This is a genomic window from uncultured Campylobacter sp., assembly GCF_937949835.1.
Lineage (GTDB): Bacteria > Campylobacterota > Campylobacteria > Campylobacterales > Campylobacteraceae > Campylobacter_B.
The window spans coordinates 1-4,630 of sequence record NZ_CALEDC010000328.1 but is presented as its reverse complement, the minus strand read 5'-3'; the positions used below and the strand labels follow the sequence as shown (position 1 = coordinate 4,630).

Annotated in this window: 4 protein-coding genes; 2 read left to right on the top strand and 2 right to left on the bottom strand. The window is 45.3% G+C overall.

From position 1 onward, the window contains the following. Positions 1–34: 34 nt before the first annotated feature. Positions 35–2,197 (bottom strand): DUF1007 family protein, encoded by a 2,163-nt coding sequence (locus Q0256_RS07490; protein ID WP_297961795.1) that lies wholly within the window; start codon positions 2,195–2,197, stop codon positions 35–37. 3 nt (positions 2,198–2,200) lie between these two features. Further along, a complete protein-coding gene (locus tag Q0256_RS07485) occupies positions 2,201–3,127 on the bottom strand; it encodes a zinc ABC transporter substrate-binding protein (RefSeq protein WP_297961792.1) in 927 nt (308 codons plus the stop codon). 113 nt (positions 3,128–3,240) lie between these two features. Between Q0256_RS07485 and Q0256_RS07480 the strand changes: the two genes are divergently transcribed. Further along, complete coding sequence (locus Q0256_RS07480; protein ID WP_297961789.1) at positions 3,241–3,594, top strand: HTH domain-containing protein; 354 nt, start codon at positions 3,241–3,243, stop codon at positions 3,592–3,594. A gap of 134 nt (positions 3,595–3,728) precedes the next feature. Further along, a complete protein-coding gene (locus Q0256_RS07475) occupies positions 3,729–4,169 on the top strand; it encodes a hypothetical protein (protein WP_005873131.1) in 441 nt (146 codons plus the stop codon). The last annotated feature ends 461 nt before the right edge of the window (positions 4,170–4,630 follow it).

Sequence of the window (4,630 nt, the reverse complement as noted above, 5' to 3'; positions counted from 1 at the left end):
GCTGCTTTTTAAAATTTGCATCCGAAGCTTGCAATCACAGTATCCTGAGGGTGTCTGAGATGAAATACATAAAAATCCCGAGCCCGAACATGACGAAAAGCCCCAAAAATTCGACGTAAAGCTTCAGGCTTACGAGCCGCTTTGAGCTTAGCTCGTTTGCTTTCGCGCCGAAAAGCGCGGCTAAAAATATCACGACGCTCATTCCAAAACCGATGAAAAGCGCACTTGCGACACTAAGCGCGAAGCTTCCGAGGCTGAAGGCAAGCACAAAAATAAGGATCGTGCCAGGGCAGGGCACGAGCGCCGCAGCAAGCGCGATAAGCCACTCTTGCCCTTTCTCGCCGCCGCTAGTCGCGCCATTTTGCAGAGAGCGAGACGAGGTTTGGTTTTTGGAATTTGTAGAATTCAAAGTCTGTTTTTGCTTGTTTTGGGTAGACGAGTTTTCTTCTAGGCTTGCGGTTAAATTTGAATCTGAATTTAGCTCTGCCGTTGTGGCACCCGAATTTTCAGTATCTAAATACTGCGCGGATTCGCCGCCAGGGGTTTTAAATTTAGAAAATTTATAGCTCTTTGACGCTGCGTGAGCGGAATTCCCGGCGTTTGTAAATGCCGTATTTTTTAAGCGGGCGTCAGTCTCTGCGGTCTTTGCGACGGAAGCGCAAGCGGCGCAGGAGCAGCCCGCATCGTGGTGGGCGCCCGATCTTACGCGGCGAGCTTTGTCGTAGATGATGAGCGCCGTTATGACGATGATCAGAAGCGCTGAAATTTTCGTTGTGATCGAGGCGGAGTTTGCAGAGACGAGCCCTGCGACATTTTGCAACACAAACATGCTCGCGCTTACCAAAACGAGCGCTCCTAGGACGTGTAGAAGCCCGATTTTAAGGGCAAATCCAAAGGCCTTGATGTAGCTTCCGCCATGGGCTAAGAAATAGCTCGCCGTTAGCAGCTTCGCGTGCCCTGGACCCGCCGCGTGGAAAAAGCCGTATATGAAAGAAAGCGCCAAGACCCATAGGATGGTGCTCGCGCTTGCATGCTCGCTGCTTGCGCGAAACGCCGTTTTGAGGCTTTTCATAAAATCCATCGTCTTTTGCGCGACAAATCCCAGCGAGACCTCTTTGTGCTGCTCGCTTGAAATCTCGTCGCTGTCGGATGTGGCGCCGTTTTTGCTCGCGTTATTTTGCGCTAAATTTAAAGAACTCTCCTCGGGCGGCGTCGCTAGATTTTGCGTAGAATGCGCGGAATTTAAAGAGTTGTCTCGTCTCGCCGTTAAATTTTCGCTCACGCCTTTATCTACAGGCGCTGCAGAATTTGCGGGACCATCTTTTGCCTGCGCGTCCTTTTTGGCGGCTTTATTAATCTGCGCGAGAGTATCCGAAGCGGCGATATTTTTTTGCGCCTCTGCTGCAGCCTCCGAAACAATATCGCCGACGGATCTTTGGTTTGATCTGCGCGCCGAGCTGGAATTCGGTTTAGCTTGACCACCTTGCGCAAGTTTGCTCTCTGAGCCCGCAAGGCTCTGCTGGCTAGATGCAACACCGCTCTGCGCTAAATCGGAGTTCGGCGCGCTTGAAATTGGCGGTTTTTTATCTGCGATTTTTGGCTTTTCGCCGCTAAATTCTATAAAGGTGGTGGTTAAATTTGAATTAGGCTTCGCTACAAAGCCCTCGCCTAGATTAATGGGCTTGTCGTCAAGCATTTTGAAATTGAAAAATCCTTGATCGTCGTTAATGGAAATTTTAAGAACGCGGTTGTTTCGCAGTTCGAAGCCAACCTTTTGATCGAACTCGAACACGAGTCTGCCCTTTTTGACGAGGCTTATTGCGTTTTTAAAATTTCCCTTGATTTGCGTGCCTACGAGATTGCTAAGCGCGGGCTTTGCGTTTTTTGGCGCTTGATCGTAGAATTCCGCCTCGCAAAGGTAGTTTTTGGGGGTTAGATAATCGGTCATCGCCTTAGTTATCTCGGCAAGCTCGCTATTTTCAAGCTTGCCATTGGAATTTATATCGTAGGTCTGCATTATGACGTCGGTAAAATTTTGAGAGAAAAGCCACGAAAAATGTAGGCTTACGATCTTGCCGTCTTGTGCGACGGGAGTGATGCTAACGTGCGCAGTGGGCGTGTATAGGGCGCACAGAGCGCACGCAAATATCCGCGAGCTAAAGATCGCGGATAAAAGTAAAATTTTAATAAATTTCATCAACTACAAATTTTCTCCGAAAACGTCGATCGTCTTTTTCATCGTCTCGTACCAATCTAGCGGCAGCTGATCGATCTCCATCACCTTTGCGCCTGTTTGTGCGGCGATGGTTTGCGCTGCCTTTTTGGAAAACTGCGGTGCGACGAAAATCACTTTGATCTTCTCCTCTTTGGCTTCCTCGATCAGCTCGGCTAAATCCGCAGGCTTAGGCTCTTTGCCCTCTACTTCGACTGCGATCTGCTCCAAATCGTATCGGTGTGCGAAATAGCCCCAAGACGGATGATAAACCATAAATTTCTTTCCTTTGACGCCCGCTAATTTTTGCTTTGCGTAAGCGTCCAGCTCGTCAAGCTTTTTAGCAAATTTATCGAAATTTGCTTCATAAATTTTAGCATCCTTAGGATACTGTTTGGTTAACGCGTCTTTAATATTTTTAGCTTGAATTTTTACAAGCTGCGGATCGAGCCAGATATGTGGGTCTAAGCCGCCGTGATGATGATGGTGCTCGTGCGCCTCGTGGTCTTTGTCGCCATGCTCATGATGCGCGTCATGATCGTGATCATCGTGATGTGCGCTATGATCATGTTCGTCGTGATGGTGATGCTCTGCCATAGCCATTTTAGTGATGCCATCTTCGGTGTGGATTATCTTCATCTTCGGATACGATGCGGCAAGCTTTGGTAGCCAGACTTCATCAAATTCTATACCGACTGCAAAATACAGATCGCTATTTTCTAGCATTTTCATCTCCGAAGGCTTAGGCTCGTATGTGTGCGGATCGGCGCCTTTGCCTACCATTGTATTTACCTGCAGGGTATCACCTGCGATCTGTTCAACAAAATACTTCGTAGGAAGTATGGTCGTGGTGACCGTAGGTTTGGCGAATGCTACGCAACTAGCTGCTAAAAGCGTGAAAACAAGCTTTTTCATAAAATTCCTTTCCAAAAAAATTGCGGAAGTATATCAAAAGCAACTTAGTTGCAACTTAATATAAATTTATCTAAATTTCGCTATCATCGCTTAAATTTTAAAAAAGGCGTAAAATGGATCCCAAAGATTTTTTAGCGAGTCACGATATCGCTCCTACTGCGCTTAGAGTGCAGATCGTGCAGATCCTAAGCGAGAAAAAATGCCCGGTAAGCTACGATGAACTAGTAGAACTAACGGGCGCTAATAAAACCACGATATATCGCAATATAGCGCTTTTGGAAGAGAAAAATTTGATAATTACCAGCGAAAATAATCATAAAAGCTTTTATGAGCTTACCGACGGCGCCAAAGCGTATTTTGTCTGCGAAAGCTGCCATAAAATGGAGGAGATTTCGATGCCAGCTTTGCCACAAAAAAATGTCAAAAGTGTGCTCGTGCGAGGATTGTGCGAGAAGTGCGGCGGCTGAGGCGGGAAATTTAATCAAAAGCGCTCAAGGAAATTTGGCTAAAACGCTAGGGCAAAATTTAACCGATTTTTAACGGATTTTTATAAAACAAACGATATAATCCGAGCGTTTCATATTTTAAAAGGGAAAATTCAGTGAATAAAAACGATACGATAAAAGCAATAGAGAAGTTTGTAAGTTCTCAAGAAATGACGATGTTTCGCCTGAAAAAGGGTATCTACGGCGATGCGATGAAAAATCTTGATCAGGTTTTTACGCCGTATAAGGAGTTTGCCGAGTTTTTCAAAAATCCCGCAAATAGACTGCAGGAGCTGTTAGGCAACATCGCGTACGAATCGATTTTAAACTACACTGAAGCAGGGCTATCGCACTGCGAGAAGATCCACTCGATCTATTTTGTGGAATCCAAAGGATTTTTCAAAAGCGGGCTAAAGTATATCGAGCCTGATGCGACCGCTAGAGAAAGAGCCAAGAGCTATTACGACAAATTGCTGGAAAATAATGAGAAGCTTAACGAATATATCGATATCGGCTTGCAAAGGCTACATGGCTTAGAAGCAAAGGTTTTCGAGTAGGCTAGGTTAGCTTTGGGATTTGATTTGCGCGGCGAAATTCTATCGCAAATTCTTGGCGCTTAAAATTCTATGATTAAATTTCATACCTTTTACAGATTTCACTTATACTATTTAATTCCGCGTTAGCGCCGCTTTTAATTGCACATATGGTAATAGGGCGGCTTCAGGAATTTCGTGGCGGCAGGCATTATCCGATACGATCAAAGAAATAATCTAAATTTTTAAAGCTCAATGAAGTGGGTTTGAAACAATCAAGCTTAGCCTAAATTCCGTGGAGCGACTAAAGCAGGCTCTAACATAAACTAGCGCTTGTTTGAAGTCTGCAAATTTGAAATTTTGCGGCTAGCGCGAACGGGAATTTAAAATTCTAGCGCCACTTTAGATTTCTGCGAAATGCGGAATTTTAAAAATAGGTGCTGCGCCTGCAATAAGCAAAGCACAAGATTTGAAATTTTATTAGA